This window comes from Kitasatospora sp. NPDC036993 (genome assembly GCF_055607525.1).
This window is the reverse complement of sequence record NZ_JBVJRP010000006.1, coordinates 94831-111850: the sequence shown is the minus strand read 5'-3', so window position 1 is coordinate 111850 and position 17020 is coordinate 94831. Positions and strand designations below refer to the sequence as shown.

14 protein-coding genes are annotated in these 17020 nt (G+C 74.1%); 5 read left to right on the top strand and 9 right to left on the bottom strand.

Going from position 1 to position 17020, the window contains the following annotated elements; translation table 11 throughout:
* Positions 1–151: 151 nt before the first annotated feature.
* The 7 genes from ACZ7C5_RS14450 to ACZ7C5_RS14420 all read right to left on the bottom strand — a co-directional run bounded on the left by ACZ7C5_RS14450 (position 152) and on the right by ACZ7C5_RS14420 (position 7128).
* Complete coding sequence (locus ACZ7C5_RS14450; protein ID WP_401083159.1) at positions 152–1414, bottom strand: ATP-grasp domain-containing protein; 1263 nt, start codon at positions 1412–1414, stop codon at positions 152–154.
* Positions 1411–2379: a transketolase family protein gene (locus tag ACZ7C5_RS14445; protein WP_470322685.1), complete on the bottom strand. Its 969-nt coding sequence runs from the start codon at positions 2377–2379 to the stop codon at positions 1411–1413. The genes ACZ7C5_RS14450 and ACZ7C5_RS14445 overlap by 4 nt, the downstream gene beginning before the upstream one ends.
* On the bottom strand, positions 2376–3215 hold the full coding sequence (locus tag ACZ7C5_RS14440; protein WP_470322684.1) for a transketolase: 840 nt from the start codon (positions 3213–3215) through the stop codon (positions 2376–2378). The genes ACZ7C5_RS14445 and ACZ7C5_RS14440 overlap by 4 nt, the downstream gene beginning before the upstream one ends.
* Positions 3212–4507 carry a DegT/DnrJ/EryC1/StrS family aminotransferase gene (locus tag ACZ7C5_RS14435; RefSeq protein ID WP_401083150.1) on the bottom strand — a complete coding sequence of 432 codons (1296 nt, stop codon included), beginning with the start codon at positions 4505–4507 and terminating at the stop codon, positions 3212–3214. The genes ACZ7C5_RS14440 and ACZ7C5_RS14435 overlap by 4 nt, the downstream gene beginning before the upstream one ends.
* Positions 4508–4550: 43 nt before the next feature.
* Positions 4551–5603 carry a BtrH N-terminal domain-containing protein gene (locus tag ACZ7C5_RS14430; protein ID WP_401083147.1) on the bottom strand — a complete coding sequence of 351 codons (1053 nt, stop codon included), beginning with the start codon at positions 5601–5603 and terminating at the stop codon, positions 4551–4553.
* A 1-nt stretch (position 5604) separates the two neighbouring features.
* Positions 5605–6072 carry a hypothetical protein gene (locus tag ACZ7C5_RS14425; RefSeq protein ID WP_401083144.1) on the bottom strand — a complete coding sequence of 156 codons (468 nt, stop codon included), beginning with the start codon at positions 6070–6072 and terminating at the stop codon, positions 5605–5607.
* 324 nt (positions 6073–6396) lie between these two features.
* Complete coding sequence (locus ACZ7C5_RS14420) at positions 6397–7128, bottom strand: sulfotransferase-like domain-containing protein (RefSeq protein WP_401083141.1); 732 nt, start codon at positions 7126–7128, stop codon at positions 6397–6399.
* Positions 7129–7405: 277 nt separating this feature from the next.
* Here ACZ7C5_RS14420 and ACZ7C5_RS14415 point away from each other — a divergent pair, with 277 nt between their 5' ends.
* The 5 genes from ACZ7C5_RS14415 to ACZ7C5_RS14395 are packed head-to-tail and all read left to right on the top strand — an operon-like array spanning position 7406 to position 15754.
* On the top strand, positions 7406–8281 hold the full coding sequence (locus ACZ7C5_RS14415; RefSeq protein ID WP_470322683.1) for a RimK family alpha-L-glutamate ligase: 876 nt from the start codon (positions 7406–7408) through the stop codon (positions 8279–8281).
* The gene (locus tag ACZ7C5_RS14410) at positions 8278–9402 is read left to right on the top strand and encodes a M20/M25/M40 family metallo-hydrolase (protein ID WP_401083135.1); all 1125 of its coding nucleotides are present in this window, start codon (positions 8278–8280) and stop codon (positions 9400–9402) included. Before ACZ7C5_RS14415 ends, ACZ7C5_RS14410 begins: the two co-directional genes overlap by 4 nt.
* Complete coding sequence (locus ACZ7C5_RS14405; protein WP_470322682.1) at positions 9399–13517, top strand: non-ribosomal peptide synthetase; 4119 nt, start codon at positions 9399–9401, stop codon at positions 13515–13517. Before ACZ7C5_RS14410 ends, ACZ7C5_RS14405 begins: the two co-directional genes overlap by 4 nt.
* Positions 13518–13527: 10 nt before the next feature.
* The gene (locus ACZ7C5_RS14400) at positions 13528–14682 is read left to right on the top strand and encodes an acyl-CoA dehydrogenase family protein (protein ID WP_470322681.1); all 1155 of its coding nucleotides are present in this window, start codon (positions 13528–13530) and stop codon (positions 14680–14682) included.
* Position 14683: 1 nt separating this feature from the next.
* On the top strand, positions 14684–15754 hold the full coding sequence (locus ACZ7C5_RS14395) for an acyl-CoA dehydrogenase family protein (RefSeq protein WP_401083126.1): 1071 nt from the start codon (positions 14684–14686) through the stop codon (positions 15752–15754).
* A gap of 51 nt (positions 15755–15805) precedes the next feature.
* Here the strand turns inward: ACZ7C5_RS14395 and ACZ7C5_RS14390 are convergent, their stop codons facing one another.
* Positions 15806–16519, bottom strand: coding sequence for a response regulator (locus ACZ7C5_RS14390; protein WP_188296163.1), 714 nt, complete (start codon positions 16517–16519; stop codon positions 15806–15808).
* Between the two features lie 147 nt (positions 16520–16666).
* Positions 16667–16834, bottom strand: coding sequence for a hypothetical protein (locus tag ACZ7C5_RS14385; protein ID WP_470322680.1), 168 nt, complete (start codon positions 16832–16834; stop codon positions 16667–16669).
* Between the last annotated feature and the right edge of the window lie 186 nt (positions 16835–17020).

The following is a 17020-nucleotide window of genomic DNA, read 5'->3' as shown; positions in this document are numbered from 1 at the left end:
CCGCCGCTCGGGGGTGGGGACCGGGGCGTCGTCCGCTCCGCCGGTCCGCGGGCACCCGGCCGGCCCGGAACGCCGGCAGGGCGTGCCCCGGGGGCCCCTTCCGGGTCCGCGGGACACGCCCTGAGGCACCGGCCACGCGCCGGTCCACGGGTCAGCACACCTGGATCAGCGGCTCCGCCTCCACCCGGAACGCCGCCGCGGTGCGCTGGACGGCCTCCTCCACGGCGGCCGTGGACGTGCCGCGGAAGCGGAACCTGCCGCCCACGTGCTCGTAGTAGGAGTCGGCCTCCGGCAGCACCTCGCCCGGTTCCAGCACCACCTCGGCGTACGGGCCGGGCGACCGCCCGAGCATGGACGTCACCGCGGTGATCCGGCACGGCCTGCTCTCCGGCGCCGGGACGAGCAGCCAGCCGCCGACCTCCTCGCCGCGCAGCGCGGGCAACGCCCGCGGGGGCAGGGCGAGTTGGTTGCGGAACGCGACCTCCATCAGGTCGAGTCCGTGGATCTCCCGCCACAGCAGCGGGATCTCCGCTCCCCCGACCCTGGCGCCGATCTCCAGGAAGGTGCACGTCCCCGCCGCACGGTCGACGAACACCTCCAGGTGGAACACGGTGGGCCGGTCCGTGAGCGCGCGCAGGACCCGCCCGGCGAAGTCGGCGACGAGCCGCTCCAGCGCCGGATCGCTCTCCTCGACGGAGCCCAGGACGGTGCCGCCGCGGAAGTCCATGCAGTTGTTGAGGTAGCGGGACGCCCGGACGACGGACACCGTGTCGCCGTCGCCGGAGCCGTCGACGTGGAAGATCGGGTTCGGGTCGAACGTCTGGACCAGGTACGGCCCGTCGTCGAAGCGCAGCCCGGCCAGCTCCTCGGGCGTGTCGATCCGGACGACGCCCGAACTGGAGCTGCCGATCGTCGGTTTGACGATCACCGGCCACCCGTGGACCCGCGCGAAGGACAGCACGCTGCCGGCGTCCGGGGCCGGGGCGAAGTCCGGGACGGACAGGCCCGCCGCGGCGACCTTGGCGACCATCACCAGCTTGTCCCGGAACGGCAGCAGCTGGTCGGTCCGCGGCCCGGGGACCTGCCACCGCTCGCGCAGCGCGGCCCCGGCCAGGAGGTCGTCCTCCTTGAGCGCGACGATCCGCTCGGGTCGCCCGTACCGCCGGACCAGGTCCTCGACGGCCGCGGTGACCTCGGGCAGGTCGTCGGTGGCCTTCACCACGGCGACGCCGGCCGCCGACCCGGGCACGGAGGCGAGCCCCACCTCGGTGCTCACGTACGTCACCCGGTGGTACCGGTGGTCGATGTAGCCGGCGTACTCCGCGTACCGCTCACCCCAGCGGTTGACCACGATGACGTGCGACGACGGTGGCAGCTCGGTCGTGACGGGCCCCGACTCCCGTGCCGTGGTCACGCGGTGACGTCCACTCGCTCGGTCCGCCCGGCGCGGGCCGCCGCGTCGAGGGCGGTGCGGACGGTCCGCACCACCCGCTCCGCGGTGAGGCCGTAGTGCGCGACCAGGTGTTCCTGGTTGCCGACCTCGTCGACGAACCGGTCCGGCATGCCCAGCCTCAGCACCCGGGTGGGCGCCTCCTCGGCCACCGCCTCGGCCACCGCGCCGCCCAGGCCGCCGCTGCGCCAGTGCTCTTCGAGGGTCACCACGAGCGAGGCCGGCCGGACGGCGGCCACCAGCGTCCGCGTGTCGAACGGCCGCAGCGTGTGCATGTTCAGCACGGTCGCCTCGATGCCCTGCCCGGCGAGGAGGTCCGCCGCCGCGAGGCAGGCGAGCACCGGGTACGGGCCGCAGCTCGCGAGCACCACGTCGCCGCCCTGCCGCAGCGTCTGCGCCTTCCCGATGACCGGCGGCGGGGCGGCGGGCAGCGCCGGGGACGGCTTGCGGCCGAGCCGGAGGTAGAGCGGTCCGGCCAGCTCCAGGCTCTGTTCGACGAACGCCTCCGTGGCGGCGGCGTCGGCCGGGACCACCACGGTCATCCCGGGCAGGACCCGCATCACGGCGAGGTCCTCCAGGGCCTGGTGGGTCGGGCCGAGGTGGCCGGCGGCCAGGCCGCCGTGGGTGGCCGCGATGCGGACCGGCAGCTTGTTGTAGGCGATGTCGATCTTGATCGGTTCCAGGGCCCTGGACGTGGCGAAGGCGGCCATCGTGTTGACGAACGGCATCCGCCCGGACGCGGCCATCCCGGCCGCGATGCCCATCAGGTTGTGCTCGGCGATGCCGAGGTTGAGGTACTGGTCGCCGGCCGCGGCGGCGTGCTCGGCGCCGAACAGGCCGGTGTCGGAGTCGAGGCACATCAGCTCGGGGTGCCCGCCCAGCAGGGCGAGCAGCCTGTCCCGGTAGGCCTCTCGGGTCGCACGGCTCATTCGGCGGCCTCCGTGGAAAGGGCGCGGATCGCCCGCGCGTGGTTGCGCGGCGACAGCGTCACGTAGTGGCTGGCGCTGCGGCCGGCGAGGAACGGGAGCCCCTGGCCCTTGACCGTGCGGGTGATCAGCACGCTCGGCTTGCCCGGCTCCCACGGGGCGGCGGCGAGGTGTTCCGCCAGTGCGGCCGGGTCGTGCCCGTCCACGTCACGGACCGCCCAGCCGAAGCTGCGCCAGCGGTCGGCCAGCGGCTCCATCGGCGCGATGCCGTCGGTGGCGCCGGTCAGCTGGAGTCCGTTGCGGTCCACCACGGCGACCAGCCGGTCCAGCCGCAGCGACGCGGCCGCGATGGCCGCCTCCCACACCGAGCCCTCCTGGAGCTCGCCGTCGCCGAGCAGCACGAAGCTGCGCGAGGCGCGGCCGGCGTAGCGGGCGGCCAGCGCGAAGCCGCAGCCCAGCGCGAGGCCGTGGCCGAGCGATCCGGTCGGCAGCTCCACGCCGGGCACCGCCCGGACCGGATGGCCCATCAGCCTGCTGCCGGGGCGGCCGTATCCGGCGAGTTCCGCGACCGGGAAGAACCCCCGTTCGGCCAGCGTCGCGTAGAGGCCGACGGCGGCGTGGCCCTTGCTGAGCAGGAAGCGGTCGCGGTCCGGGTCGTCCGGCCGCCGCGGGTCCACGTTCAGCACCGAGAAGTACAGCGCGGTGAGCACGTCGGCGCAGGAGAACGCACCGCCGAGGTGACCGCCCTCGGGGCCCGCGCACATGTCGACGACGTGCGCGCGGATGCAGGCGGCGACCGCCTCCAGCGAGTCCCGCTCCAGGAGCTGACCCGTGGTCACGACGCCGCCTTCGCGAGGGTGGCCACCATGTCGAGGTTCTGCCACACCTTCTCGAAGGCGTCCGCGTACAGGGCGAGCAGGTCCCCCGAGCCCGGGTGGAGGTGGCGCTTCTGGATGGTCAGGGAGTCGGCGATGACCGCGCGGGTCACCGGATAGCCCTCCCCCGCGACCGTGCCGGGCGCGCCGGTCACCGCCCACGGGTGGCCCGAGCCGAAGCCGACGCGGTCCACGAACACCTTCTGGTCGGGCAGCGGCATGAGCTGGTACTGCGACATCGGCACGCCCTCGGCGCGCAGCAGCCGCCGCACGGTCGAGCGCAGGGCCTCCGGCCGCACCCCGTCCAGACCGAACGCGGCCGGGTCGAACCGGAACCGCAGGATGTGCCAGGCGTGGGTGGTGTCGGGGAGCGCGGTCGGCACCCGGAGCCCCGGCAGCTTCGCGAGCCGCGCGAGGAACCCGGTGATGTTCCGCTGCCGCGCGCGCTCGTACTCGTCGAACCGGGCGAGCTGCGCGACGGTGAACGCGGCCTGGAGGGCGTTCATCTTGTGGTTCCAGCCCAGGCCGTACGAGACGTAGTCGCGCTCGCGGCCGGCCTCGATCACCTCGCCGAACTGCCGGCCCCGGCGCATCGCCCCGGCCAGCTCGTCGTCGCCGGTGACCAGCAGGCCGCCCTCGCCGCAGGTCGGGATGTTCTTGCTGACCTGGAGGCTGAACGAGCCCGCGTCGCCGATCCCGCCGACCGGCCGCCCGCGGTGGGTCGCCCCGGGCGCCTGGGCGGCGTCCTCGACCACCCTGAGGTCGTGCCTGGCCGCGATCTCGGTGATCCGGTCCATGTCGGCGGGCGCGCCGTGCAGGTGCACGGGGATGATCGCCCTGGTCCGGTCGGTGATCCGGCGCTCGATGTCGTCCGGATCGATGTTGAAGGTGACCGGGTCGATGTCGGCGAACACGGGCACGGCCATCTGGTGGACCGGGGCGAGCCCGGTGGCGATGAAGCTGAGCGCGGGCACGATCACCTCGTCCCCGGGCCCGACGCCGAGCGCGGCCAGCGCGAGGGACAGGGCCGCGGTGCCGTTGGACACCGCGACGCAGTGCCCGAAGCCGAAGCGCCGGGCCCAGCTCTCCTCCAGGATGGAGACGGCGTTCACGCCGTCCGTGTCGGACACCAGCCGCGGGCCGTCGAGCGCGTCGAGGACGGCCTTGCGGTCCTCGTCCTCGATCAGCGGCCACTCCACCCGGCGCCGCTCCCTCGGCACGGCCGCGGTACCGCCCAATGCTGCCAGCTTGCTCATCATTCTCCCGTCCAGAGCGTCACGGTGGTCGAACTGCGGGCGGTCACAGTCGCGCCGCCACGGCGCCGACGGCGTCGACCGCACGCGCGTACGCGCCGCGCAGCACCGTGGCGTGGTGCGCGATGTCGGCCGCGGCCGCACGGGGGTCCTGGAGGCCGTGCGCGCCGGTGAACCGCAGCCCGGTCCACGCGTGCGCGACGGCCTCGACGGCCCGTCCGGCGCCGGCGAGCGCCGGGTCGTCCCACTGCCGGCCGCAGCGGCGCAGCAGTTCGCCGTGCAGCGAGGCCTGCGCCTGCATCCCCCAGCCGAACGGGTACAGCTCGCGCAGCGCGCCGGCGTCCCCGGCCCGGCAGCGGTCGAGGAGTTCCGCGGCGAACTCGTCGTACCCGGCGAGGCCGGTACGGGCCGGGCCGGCCGTGGTGAAGCCCTCGACGTCGGTGCGCAGGTAGCCGCCGAGCAGTTCGGGGGTCAGCGGCGCGGGCGGGGCGTCGAGGCGGACGTCGAGGCAGCGCCGGCCGATCCGCGAGTCGCTGAAGAACGCGTCCTGGACGTCGGTCGGGTTCGCCGAGCCCCAGCTGCGCAGGAACTCCTCGATCGGGACGGCGCCGCGGAAGGCCGGCGGCATCGCGTCCGAGACGTACACCACCCCGCGGGTCTCGTCCAGGCCGTAGACCACCACCAGGTGGGCGGCGTGCACGTCGCCGTACGCGGGCCGGAACGGCAGGTGGAAGTTGTCCACGGCGGCGATGACCGGCCGGTTGCCCGCCAGCGACTCGCGGACCTCCCGCCAGACGTCGTCCTCGTCGGCGGGCTGCCACCAGCGCGAGTGCAGTCCGTGGTGCGGCGCCAGGGCGGCGCCGAGGTCGGGGCCGCCGGACTCCTGGTCGGGGCACGGGTAGTAGAACTCCTCGGACCTGACGTCCCCCGGCAGGTGCAGGAACCGCCAGCTCGCCCCGAGCACGGCCAGCGGGTCGGCGCCCTCCCGGACCAGGAGCGAACCGAAGGTGGCCTGGAGGCAGCTGACCAGGTCGCGGTACCACAACTCCGGTTCGGGGCCGGTGATGTGGTACGTCCGGGCCGTCGCTTCGACGGTCATGTCAGGGCTCCGTCCGCTGGAGGGTGACCGCGAAGACGTGCACCGCGACGTTGCGGGGCAGCAGGATGCCGGTCAGGCCGGCCCGCCGGGTGACCGGCACGCGCTGCGCCCACATGACCGCGGGAACGCCCCGCTGCACGTGGTGCGGGTAGTGCATGACGAGGCTCTCGAACGCCTTGACCTCGCCGAACCACGCGGGCGCCGCCCAGAAGTCGGAGATCCGCAGCGGTTCCGCGTCGACCGAGCCGTCGGCGAAGTTCAGCTCGACGGTGTCCTCGCAGCGCCGTTCGGACGCGGCCAGGACGTGCACCCAGTCGTAGCGGCCCTCGGGGACGCGGATGAACTGTCCGGCGCAGCGGACGTTGTCCGGTCCTTCGCAGACCGGAGGGAACTCGAAGGGGACTCCGTCCACGTGGACGAGGCTCTTGCCCTCCGGCAGGTACTCGGCGGCGAACGAGTTTCCCCACACATTGAATTTCCCCGCCCTGGTCTCCGTCGCCGCGGAGATGGCCGTGTTGTTGCGATGGCCGGATATGTCGACCGGTTCGCACAGTCCGGCTCGGGCGGAGGACACCGAAATGCCCGTCAAGTGACCCACCTCACTGGAAAGCCTTTTCGCATTCCGCACTGGATGACTGGCTCGCGGTGTCCGTCCGTCCCGCGATCGCCTTCGAATGTCCCGGCCGCCGGACCGGGACGGCCGCCGGGCGGTCCCGCCGGGTATTCCGGCCGGCCGCTCCCGGATTCACGACTTCGCACCTTCACGCCCTCACGGCCTCTCGGCTTCGCGGCCTTACGGCCGGAGCGCGGCGGCGCGCAGCTTCTCGTAGTACGGCAGGTGGAAGTCGCGGTGGGCCCGCAGCACCGGGTCCGCGGCGACCTTCTCGGCGCCGTCGCTGCGGCCGCGCGCGAAACCGGTGGTCTCGCTGGTCGACTGGTGCCACTTGCTGGTCGTCTGCCACTCCGACCGCATCCCCGCCCCCCAGTTGAGCGCCTCCGGGACGAAGGGGATGCCCACCGCCGCGCAGTACGCCCGCACGGTCTCGGCCGGCCGGTCGAGCAGGTCGTCGGAGTCGACCACGACCGGCGTGGTCCCGGTGGCGTTCTGCACGGCGGTGAAGATCTCGTACAGCCGGGCGAAGCCGATCTCGTCGCGGCCGAGGTCCGGGTTGAGCGCATGGTGCGACGCGATGGCCTCGGCCGGGTGCCGGATGATGAAGGTGTGGGTCGCGGCCGCGAGGAAGTCCTCGTCGGCGAGCAGCGCCGGGTAGTGGAAGTCCGTGGTGTCCTTGAAGAACACCGGCTTCTCCGCCGCGATGGCGCGCAGCCGCGCGAGCACGTCCTGCTCGGTGTGCGCGACCCGGTCGCCGACCTCGACCTCGCCGAAGTCGACCACCCGGGAGAACGGCTCGTGCACGACGACGCGGTCGTCCCGTTCCGTCATCATCCGCGCGAACGCGGTGGATCGGCAGCGCGGCGCGCTCCACAATGCGAGCACCGGTATCCGGTCCGATGTGTGTCCCACGATTTCCCCCTCGTCTCCGACGCGGCTGGACGCAGCCGAACGAAAAGCGCGCACCGGTCAATGCGGCAGGTATGCGAATCCGGTCCAGCGTGGCACGGGTGCGACCGGACCCGGGTAAGCAGACTTCGCAGTCGCCGGGGGTGAAAGTCATCACGGTGCGTCCCCGGGCCTGAACTTGTCGCGGACGCGCCCGGGGCCGGCCTGCTCGTAGTTTCCTATTCACGCGTCAGGCCGGTTGTACCGTCCGGTCAATCAGTGCCCCTAATACGGAGGTCACGTGTCAGCGACAGAGCGCCCGGGGGACCGCGGGATCGCGGTACTCGCCAGCAGGATCGGCGCGGACGAGAAACGGCTGTTCGACGCCTTCGACCGGCGCGGCGTCCCCTTCGAGCACGTCGACACCCGCCGGCAGTGGTTCCCGGCCGGGCAGCACGGCCTGCCCTGGGGGCTCGCGCTGAACCGGGAGATCGGCCAGGTCCGCGCCGAGTACGCGGCCCGCTGCCTCGACGCCGCGGGCGTCGAGGTGGTCAACAGCCCGGACGCCACCGAGGTCTGCGGCGACAAGTGGCGCACCACCCTGGCCTTCCTGACGGCCGGGGTGCCGACTCCGCGCACCGCGCTCGGCCTCACGCCGCAGGCCACGCTGGAGGCCCTGGACTCCATCGGCTACCCGGCCCTGATCAAACCGCTGGTCGGCTCCTGGGGCCGGCTGGTGGTCCCGCTGGCCGACCGGGCCACCGCGGAGGCCGTGCTCGAGTACGTCGCCGCGCTGCCGGGCCCGCAGTCGCACCTCGGGTACGTGCAGGAGCTGATCGACAAGCCCGACCGGGACATCCGGGTGATCGTGGTCGGCGGTGAGGTGCTGGGCGCCGTCTACCGGAGCGGTGAGGCCCTGCGCACCAACGTGGCCCTCGGCGGGCAGACCCGGCCGTGCGAGGCGACGGCGGAGATCACCAAGCTCTCGCTCGCCGCCGCCTCCTCCGTCGGCGCGGACATCGCCGGTGTCGACCTGATCGAGGACCGGGACGGCCGGCTGCTGGTGCTGGAGGTCAACCACCGGGTCGAGTTCTCCGGCTTCCAATCCGCGCTCGGCGACCGGGTCGACGTCGCGGACCACATCGTCGGCCACCTACTGGAGCGAGCGCAACGATGAACTGGGCGTTCACATCCTCCGGCAGCGTCACCGAGACGTACGCCGTCGGACTGCTGCGCAACATGCTGGAGATCCCCTCCACGTCCTACCAGGAGCGCGCGCTGGCCGACTACCTGGCCGAGGCGATGACGGACCTGGGCTTCCTGACCCACATCGACGGCGTGGGCAACGTCATCGGCGTCATCGAACGCGGTGACGGCCCGACCGTCATGCTGCTGGGCCACATGGACACCGTCTCGGGCCAGGTCCGGGTCCGCTCCGAGGACGGCCGGCTGTACGGCCGCGGCGCGGTGGACGCCAAGGGCCCGCTCGCCGCGATGATCTGCGCCGCGGCCGGCGCGGTGGACTTCGCCGGCCGGCTGGTGGTGATCGGCGTCGTCGAGGAGGAGACCCCGCGCTCCCGTGGCGCGATGGCGATCCGGGCCGCCCACCAGCGGCCGGACGCGCTGGTCATCGGCGAACCCAGCGGCTGGTCGAGCGTGGTGCTCGGCTACAAGGGCAAGCTCGACCTGCGCTACACCGTCAAGTGCCCCGCCACCCACCCGAGCAACCCGGCGCCGAAGGCCTCCGAACTGGCCGTCGCCTGCTGGGACGCGCTGGTCGACCTGCTCGGCCCGGACGCGAGCCACGGCGTGTTCGCCCAGCCGGGCGCGACGCTCTGCCGGCTCAACGCCGACATGACCTCGGCGACGGCCGACCTCAGCATCCGCATCCCGCCGGGATTCGACGTCGACGCCCTGGTGGGCGCGCTGCGCGAGCGGCTGACGGCCGGCGACCTGGACGTGGTGAACTCGGTGGCGGCCTGCAGGGTGGGCCGGTCCGACCCGGTGGTCCGCGCCCTGGTGTCCGGGGTCCGGCGACTGCACGCCCAGCCGCGCCTGGTGGTGAAGACGGCCACCTCGGACATGAACACCCTGGCCGAGGTCTGGGACGTCCCGATGGCCACCTACGGCCCGGGCGACAGCAGCCTCGACCACGCCGACGACGAGCACATCGTGCTGTCCGACTACCTGCGCGGCATCGACGTGCTGACCCTCGCCGTCACGGAGCTGGCGCAGCTGCCCGTGCGCGCGGACGCCCCGGAGGCCGCGGCGCCCCGGCCCGAGAGGAGCCTGCGGTGACCGACCTGACCCAGCGCCTCGCCGCGCTGCCGGCGGAGCGCCGCACCCGGTTCCTCGCCCGGCTGCGGGAGCAGGCGCGCGCAGCGGCGGAGCGGGGCCCGACGCCGCGCGGCGACACCGGTCCGGTGCCGCTGTCGCCCGCGCAGGAGACCCTCCGGTTCCTCGACGGCCCGGCACCGGACGCCCCGGTCGGCGGAATGCCGCTGTGCCTGCGCCTGCGGGGCGGCCTGGACGCGCGGGCGCTGCGCTCCGCGCTGGCCGCGGTCGTCGCCCGGCACGACGCGCTGCGGACCGTGATCGTGGAGCGCGAGGGCGGCCCGATGCAGGTGGTCGTCCCCGAGGTCCCGGTCGAACTGCCGCTGGTCGAGGCCGAGGGCGCGGACCACGGGCAGCGGCTCGCCGCCGCGCGGGCCCTGGTGGAGGCCCGGAGCGGGGCACCGTTCGACCCGGCCAGGATGCCGGTCTGGCGCGCGCTGCTGGTCAGGGTGGCGCCGGACGACCACCTCTTCCTGTTCGACCTGCCCGACGTGGTGTGCGACGCCCGCTCGCGGGACGTGCTGGCCCGCGACCTCGCCGAGTGCTACCGCTCGCGGCTCGCCGGCGACGCCCCGCGACTGCCGGAACTCCCCGTGCAGTACCCCGACTTCACGGTGTGGCAGCGCGCCCGGCGGCGCACCGCCGACCTGGACGCGGCGGCCGCGTACTGGCGGGAGAAGCTGGCCGGCTCCGAGGTCCTGGAGTTCCCGACGGACCGGCCGCGCGGCGACGCCAGGACCTTCGCGGGCGGCGCCGACAGCTTCCCCGTCGGGCACGAGGGCGTGCGGCGGGCGGGCAAGCTGGCCGGGGAGGAGGGCGCGAGCCCGTCCGACGTCCTCACCGCCGCGTTCCTCACCCTGCTGCACCGCTACTCGGGCCTGGACGACCTGGTGATCGGCTCGCCCGACCCGGACCGGCCGCACGACGCCGTGTCCCCGGTGGTCGGCCCCTTCACCGACCTGCGGGTGCTGCGCACGGACCTCTCCGGCGACCCGACCTTCCGCGAACTGGTCCGGCGGGTCGGGCGCGTGACGTCCGAGGCGTACGAGAGGGGCGGCCTGTCCCTCGACAGGCTGGTCGCCGCCGCCGACCCGGTCCTCGACCCGTCCCGCTCCCCAGTCTTCCAGATCGTGTTCGGCGTGGCCTCCCCGGACCGGGACCAGGACCAGGACCTCGCGACCGCCCTGCCGGGCATCGAGACCTCGCGCGAGAGCGTCCGCGTCCGCGGCTCCCGGTTCGACATGAGCTGGAGCCTGGCGGAGCGGACCGCTCCCGGCGCCGACGCCGTGCTGCGCGTCGAGTTCAACACCGACCTGTTCGACGCCGCGAGCGTCGCCAGGTTCGCCCGGCACTACGACGGGCTGCTGCGCACCCTGACCGCCGCCCCGGACACCCCGCTGTCCGCCGCCGAGGTACTGAGCCCGGCGGACCTGGCGTTCCTGGCCGAGGTCGGCCGCGGGCCGGTGCGGTCGATCCGCGAATCCACCGTCGTGGCCGAGTTCGAGGCCCGCGTCCGGGAGGCTCCGGACGCCGTGGCGGTCCTCGTCGACGGCGTCGAGACCGGCTACGCCGAGCTCAACACCCGGGCGAACCGGCTCGCCGCCCTGCTGCGCGGGCGCGGCGTCGGGCCCGGCATGCGGGTCGGCCTCTGTCTGCACAGGACCGTGGACGTGCCGACCGCGATCCTCGCGGTGCTCAAGACCGGCGCGGCCTACGTGCCGCTCGACCCGGCGCACCCGCCCGCCCGCGTCGCGGAGATCGCCTCCGACGCGGACCTGCGCGCGGTGATCGCGCACACCGGGACCGGCGGGGCCGTGGCCGAGGCCGGCGCGCCCGTCGTGACGCTGGACGACGTCCGCGAGGAGCTGGCGGCGCTGCCCGGCGGGAACCCGCCGCTCGCCGCGCGGCCGGACGACGTCGCGTACGTCATCTACACCTCGGGCAGCACCGGCAAGCCGAAGGGCGTGCTGCTCGAACACCGCGGCGTGGTCAACTTCGTCGACTCCACCCGGGACCTGTTCGAGCTGACCCCGGCCGACCGGGTGCTCGGGTTCGCCTCGGTGACCTTCGACGTCTCCGTCTTCGAGACGTTCTCGGCGCTGCTCACCGGAGCACGGCTGTGCCTGGCGACCGACGACGAACGGCTGTCCGTCGACCGGCTCCAGGCGCTGATGGAGCGGGCCGGCATCACCGTGATCGACCTGCCCCCGACCGTCATGCCGCTGCTGGCGCCCGAGAAGTTCACCGACCTGCGGATCGCGTTCGTCGGCGGCGAGGCGTTCAGCGGTGAGCTGGTGAACCGGTGGAACCCCGGACGTCGGCTGTTCAACGGCTACGGGCCGACCGAGTGCACGGTCACGGTGATCGTGGAGGAGTGCCCCGGCACCTGGGACGCCTCGCCGCCGATCGGCCTGCCGATGGCCAACCACGTGGCGCACGTGCTGGACCGCGACCTGCGCCAGGTGCCGGTCGGCGTGCCCGGCGAACTCGTGATCGGCGGCGCCGGACTGGCGCGCGGCTACCTCGACCGGGACGAGCTGACCGCCGAGAAGTTCGTCGCCGACCCGTTCGGCACCGCGCCCGGTGGACGGCTGTACCGGACCGGCGACCTGGTGAAGCGGCTGGCCGACGGCCGGCTGGTCTTCCTCGGCCGGCTCGACCAGCAGGTCAAGATCCGCGGCCTGCGGATCGAACTGGGCGAGGTGGAGTCGGCGTTGACCGCCTTCGACGGCATCGGACCGGTCAGCGTGCGGACCCGCGCCGACGACGGCGGGGACAAGTACCTGGTCGGCTACCTGACCGGGATCACCGAGCAGCAGGTGCCCGCGGTGCGCGAGCACCTCGGCACCCGCCTGCCGTCGTACATGATCCCGTCGTACTTCGTGGTCCTCGACGAACTGCCGCTCACCAGCAGCGGCAAGGTCGACTGGCGCCGGCTGCCCGCGCCCGACCGCGGCCGCACCGACGACCGCCCCGGCGACGAGTCGCTCACCGTGACGGAACGGCGGCTGCTGGACGACGTGCTCGCCCCCCTGCTGCGCGGCGGCCGGATCGGCGTGCGCGACGACTTCTTCCTGGCGGGCGGCAACAGCCTCCAGGCCGTCCAGCTGATGTCGGCGATCGGCCGCAGGTTCGGGGTGGAGATCACGCTCGGCGACTTCTTCGCCTCGCCGACCGTCTCGCACCTGGCCTCCGTCATCGACGCCGACCGCGCCGCCCGGCGCGACGACGGCGACCCGCTCGACGCGCTGGCGGGCCTGTCCGGGCCTGTCGGCGCCGGGACGGCCGCGCGGGCGGACGACCGGGCACCGGTGGTGATGCGCGCGTCGGGCCCGGCCCGGGTCGTCCTGCTGCACCCCTCCGGCGGCGAGCTGTTCTGCTACATGCCGCTGGTCAGGGCGCTGCGCGCGGACATCGGGGTGGCCGGGTTCGCCGCCGACCCGCTGGACGCCGCCGTCGCTCCACCGGACGCCATGGCGGCCACCGCCGCCAGGATCGCGCGGTCCCTGACCGCGAGCGGTCTGCCGGGGTCGTTCTGCCTGGCCGGCTGGTCCTACGGCGGTGTGCTCGCCTTCGAGGTCGCCCGGCAGATCGAGCTGGAGACCGGGCAGCGCCCGCCGCTCGTCCTGCTGGACGCCGCGTACGACGAGGACACCGTCCCCCTGGACGAGCCGACGGTGCGGCAGCGCTTCGTGCACGACGTCGCCAGGCTGGCGGGCTGCACCGGCCCCGCGGTGCACGCGGTGCTGGACGACCCGGCCGCCGGGGTGGCCGCCGTCCGCCGGACCCTGACCGGGCTCGGCGTCGAACTGGAGCTCACCGAGCAGGAGTTGGACTCCCGCTTCGCCACCTTCCGGTCCTGCGCCCTGTCGATGCAGGAGTACCGCCCGCCGGCCTCGTACGGCGGCCCGGTCACGGTGCTGACCGCCTCGCCCCACCCCGCCATGGAGGAGCAGTGGCGGGCGGTGTGCACGGGCCCGTTCCGGGCCGGGAGCGTGCCCGCCGACCACTACACCCTGTTCACGGAACCGGCGCTGGACCGGGTCGTCGCGGCGATCGAAGAGATGCTCGCCCCTTGAGGAGACGCAGATGCGGTACGGGTTCACCGAGGACCAAGAGCGGTTCCGCGCGGAGGTGCGGAGGACGCTGCGCTCCCCCGAGGTGCGCACCGCCGCGGCGGCGGCCACCGGCGCCGACGGCGTCGAGCCGGACCAGCGCCCGCTCTACCGCCTGCTCGGGGAGCTGGGACTGCTCGCCGTGCACTGGCCGGCCGAGTACGGCGGAGCGGGCCGGCCGCTCACCGACGCGGCGATCGTCGCCGAGGAACTGGTGCGCGCGGGCGTCCCCGACACCCTGCACGTCAACACCATCCAGATCGTCGGCCAGTTCCTGCTGATGGCGGGCAGCGACGGGCAGAAGCACCGGTACCTGCCCGCGCTGGCCCGCGGCGAGAGCTTCGCCTCGGTGCTCTACACCGAGCCGGACGCGGCGTCGGACCTCGGCGCGCTGCGGGCCGTGGCCGAACCGGACGGCGACGGCTACCGGATCACGGGCACCAAGGTGTTCAGCCTGAAGACCCGGTTCGTCGACCTCGGGCTGTGCGCGGCCCGCACGACGCCGGGCGCGGGGAAGTACCAGGGGATCAGTCTGTTCCTGGTCGACATGTCCGCTCCCGGCGTCGCGGTGTCGGTCATCCCCGGCATCGGCGACGAGCACTTCCACCGGATCGACCTGGACGCGGTCGCGGTGCCGGGCGACGCCCTCCTCGGGCCGCGCGACGAGGGGTGGCCGCTGCTCAACCAGGCGCTGGCCATCGAACGCACCGGCCTCGACTACTACCTCAAGGCCGAACACTGGCTGGAGGCCGCGCTGGAGGCCCTGGTCGACGGCGGGACGGACGACCCGCACGACGCGGACCTCGAACGGATCGGGCGCTGGTACGGCGCGCTCACCGCCGACCACGTCCTCGCCTGGGAGGTGCTCACCGGCCTGGCGGCGGACCGGGTCGACCAGGTCGCGGCCGCCGTCGCGAAGTACCACAGCAGCGAACTCGCCCAGAGCGTCGCGGCCTGGGCCGCCGGCGTCCCCACCCCTGAGCAGCGGGCCGACCGCACCCGAGCGGCGCAGACCCTGGACTCGGCCTTCCGGGAGGCGCCGGGGCTCACGCTGTCGGCGGGCACCTCCGAGGTGATGCTCCAGATCACGGCCGCCGCGTTCGACTCCATCGGACAGCAGGAGCACTGACATGGACCTCACCCCCGACCCGCTCTTCATCCAGCTGCGCAGGGCGCTGCGCACCGGCCTGGACGGCCTCCCCGCCCTGGACGGGATCCACGGCGCGCCGGTGGCCGACGGGGCCTGCGGCCCGACCCGGCCGGTGCTCGACGCCCTGGACGCGGCCGCCTTCGAACGGCCGGCCGCCGCCGGCGGCCTCGGCCTCGGCCTGACGGCCGGGGTGCTCGTCAGCGAGGAGCTCGGCCGCGCGGCCCGCGGGAACTCCTACCGGGCCGACGCGGTGGCGGCCGACACGGGCGCCCCGGCCGGCTCGGCACTGGCCGGCCTGGAGGCGCTGCCCGCCGGCGGCGGGGTCACCGCGACCCCGCGGGCCGGCGGCTGGGAACTGACCGGCGCGGTCACGGTCGACGACCCGGGCGCCGGGACGTTCCTGGTGGCCACCAGGACGGGCGACGGGCCGGTGCTCGTCGCGGTGCCGCGCGAGGCGGCCGGTGTCACCGCGGAGGGCGGGTGCTGGCCGCCGGTCGTCCGCTTCGGGGCCACCCCGGTCACCGCGGCGGACGTGGTCGGGCCACTGGACGACTCGCCCACCGGTCCGCTCGCCAGGGCCCGGCTGCGGCAGGCGGGCTACCTGCTGGGCATCGCCGACGGCGCGCACCGGATCGCGGTGGAGTACTCCGGTTTCCGGCGGCAGTTCGGCACCAGGCTGCGTGACCTGCCCGCGGTCGCGTTCCCGCTGGCGCGGGCCGTGGTGGCGTTGCGCGCGACCGGGGCGGCGGTCTACCGGGGGGCCTGGCTGGCCGACTCCGAGCCGGACGCCGTCGGCACCGCGCCCCTGGTGGCGCTGGCGACGGCCGCCGAGACCGCCCGCGACGTGGTGCGGCTGGGCATGCAGAGCTGCGGGGTGCGCGCGATGACCCCGGAACTGGGCCTGCACCGGTACTTCCGGCTGGCCGCGGCCGAGTCCGCCCGGTACGGCGATCCCGCCGCGCTGTGGCGGACGGTCGGTGCCGAGCGCGTCCGGGCGGCCCGGAGCGCCGCCGGTACGGGACTTCCCGTCGCGGCGACGACCCGGCCGTAGGGCCCGGAGACAAGCCCCAGGGGGCTCGGCTCGCGTGCGGGCCCCTGGGGCTCAGCTCGCGCGCAGGCCCCTCGGCGACACCAGCCTCCCGTCGCCGAGGGGCTGTCCCGCGGAGTGGATGAGTCCGGTCCGGTAGGCCAGCGAGACGAGTTCGGCGCGGTCCCTGACCCCGAGCTTGGTGCGCACCCGGTAGAGGTGGGTACGGACCGTCGCCTCCCCGATGATCAGTTCGCGGGCCACCTCCTCGGTGGACATGCCCCGCGCCACCATTCTGGTCACTTCCCGCTCCCGCGGGGTCAGTTCGGTCACCTCGGGGCACGACGCGGTCTCCTGGGGCTCCGGCTGCGCGCGGAACCAGGTGACCAGCCGCTGCGCGATGTTCGGCGCGAGCATGGTCTGCCCGGCGGCCGCCGCCTGGATCGCGGTGATCAGCTCCTGCGGGCTCGCGTCCTTGCCGAGCAGGCAGCTCGCGCCGGCGTGCAGCACGTCGCTCACCGTCTTGTCGGTGTCGGAGGCGGTGAACACCACCACATTGGGCGCCTCGCCCTCCTGACCGAGCCGGCGGATCATCTCCAGGCCGGAGATGGTCTGGAGGTTCAGGTCCGTGACCACGACGTCCGGCCGCGTGGTACGCACCAGGACGATGGCTTCCATGCCGTTGTGGGTCGTGCCGATCACGTCGATGTCCGGCACCGCGTCGAGGAGGGTCTTGAGACCGTCCGCGATGACCGGCAACTGGTCACAGATGAGCACCCGAATGGTCATTGTGTTCCCCCTCGATAAGGATTGGGCAGAAGCCGCGACGTCGTGAACGGGATGCAGACCGGGGCCACCGCGCGACGCGGTGGCGGCTCTCAGCTGTTCCTGGCGGCCCGGCCGAGGGGCCGCAACCCGCGGTTGCGGCCCGTCGGTTCAGCCGTTTCCGTTGTTGCCGTCGGTCCCGGAGACGACCGTGTTCGGCACCAGGACGACGGCGGCGGTGGTGTGCTTGGCCGGCTCCGGCACGTCGGAGACGGCGGTGAGACCCCCCAGCAGGGCACCGAGGGCGAGGACCGGGGCGGCGATGGGAATGACGCGCATGAGGTGAGCTCCTTTGGTGGGGCAGGCTTTTGTCGACTCCGCTGATGCTCCCGATTTGACTTCCCGGCCCGTTCCCCTCTCGACACCCGCCCGATACCCACACAACGCCGGAGCCTCCCCGGCCGTACCGGTTTCGGACGGTACGGCACGCGCTGCCCGGTCGCCGGCGCGCGGCACCCACCCTGC

Coding starts and splice junctions, on each gene's coding strand:
- ACZ7C5_RS14445 (WP_470322685.1), bottom strand. CDS start 2,379: ATGAGCCGTGCGACCCGAGAGGCCTACCGGGACAGGCTGCTCGCCCTG.
- ACZ7C5_RS14435 (WP_401083150.1), bottom strand. CDS start 4,507: ATGAGCAAGCTGGCAGCATTGGGCGGTACCGCGGCCGTGCCGAGGGAG.
- ACZ7C5_RS14430 (WP_401083147.1), bottom strand. CDS start 5,603: ATGACCGTCGAAGCGACGGCCCGGACGTACCACATCACCGGCCCCGAA.
- ACZ7C5_RS14410 (WP_401083135.1), top strand. CDS start 8,278: ATGAACTGGGCGTTCACATCCTCCGGCAGCGTCACCGAGACGTACGCC.
- ACZ7C5_RS14400 (WP_470322681.1), top strand. CDS start 13,528: ATGCGGTACGGGTTCACCGAGGACCAAGAGCGGTTCCGCGCGGAGGTG.
- ACZ7C5_RS14395 (WP_401083126.1), top strand. CDS start 14,684: ATGGACCTCACCCCCGACCCGCTCTTCATCCAGCTGCGCAGGGCGCTG.
- ACZ7C5_RS14390 (WP_188296163.1), bottom strand. CDS start 16,519: ATGACCATTCGGGTGCTCATCTGTGACCAGTTGCCGGTCATCGCGGAC.
- ACZ7C5_RS14385 (WP_470322680.1), bottom strand. CDS start 16,834: ATGCGCGTCATTCCCATCGCCGCCCCGGTCCTCGCCCTCGGTGCCCTG.